We start from the raw sequence: 907 nt of genomic DNA, 5'->3' as shown, positions 1-907 counted from the left end.
GTCTACGGAGCGGACGGCGACTACACCGGCTACCCCGCGTTCAAGTCCCCGCCCAAGGTGGCCCGCGCACTCAGGGCCACCGGCTACGACTCCTGCTCCACCGCCTCCAACCACAGCCTGGACGACGGGGCGGCGGGCGTGCGCCGCACCCTGGACGCGCTCGACAAGGCGGGCGTCAAGCACGTGGGCTCGGCGCGCACCGCAGCCGAGGACAAGGAGCCCGCGTGGCTGCGGGCGGGCGGCGCGAAGGTCGCGCAGCTCGCGTACACCTATGACACGAACGGCTATCCGATGCCCGAGGGCAAGCCGTGGTCGGTCGACCTGATCGACCGCGAGAAGATCGTCGCGGACGCGCGTGCGGCGCGCCGGGCGGGCGCGGACGTGGTCGTCGTCAGCATGCACTGGGGCACGGAGTGGCAGGACGCCCCCGACAAACGGCAGCTCACCCTCGGCAAGCGGCTCACGGCGGCACAAACGGGCGGACGCCCGGACATCGACCTCGTCATCGGCACCCACGCCCACGTCCCGCAGGCCTACGAGAAGGTCAACGGAACCTGGGTGATCTACGGCATGGGCGACCAGATCGCCGGTGACATGATCAACCACGAGGGCGCCAACGACCCGCGCGGCAACCAGGGCTCCATCGGCCGCTTCACCTTCGCCCCGCCCGGACGGCCGGGCGGCAGATGGGCGGTGCGGAAGGCGGAGTTCGTCCCGATGTGGTTCGACACCGGCAACGGCCGCGTGGTCAACCTCAACCAGGCCCTGGCCAAGGGCGCGGACGTCGCCGCCACCCGGGACCGCATCCGCCGCGTCGTCCTGAGCAGGGGGGCGGGCAAGAGCGGCCTGAAGATGGGCAGCTAGGSCCATTCGGCTCCACCCGCGGAGGGCCCGAGCGGCCTCAGAC

The 907-nt window shown here is 72.0% G+C and carries 1 protein-coding gene; it reads left to right on the top strand.

Translation table 11 applies throughout. From position 1 onward, the window contains the following. The coding region (locus tag AB8Z36_RS41185) for a CapA family protein (protein ID WP_369218453.1) at positions 1-864 on the top strand (864 nt) is incomplete at its 5' end. Positions 865-907 lie beyond the last annotated feature (43 nt).

This window comes from Streptomyces flavofungini, assembly GCF_041028215.1.
GTDB lineage: Bacteria > Actinomycetota > Actinomycetes > Streptomycetales > Streptomycetaceae > Streptomyces > Streptomyces flavofungini_B.
Note: the sequence above shows the minus strand (reverse complement) of the source record. Positions and strands in the feature narration are given on the sequence as shown.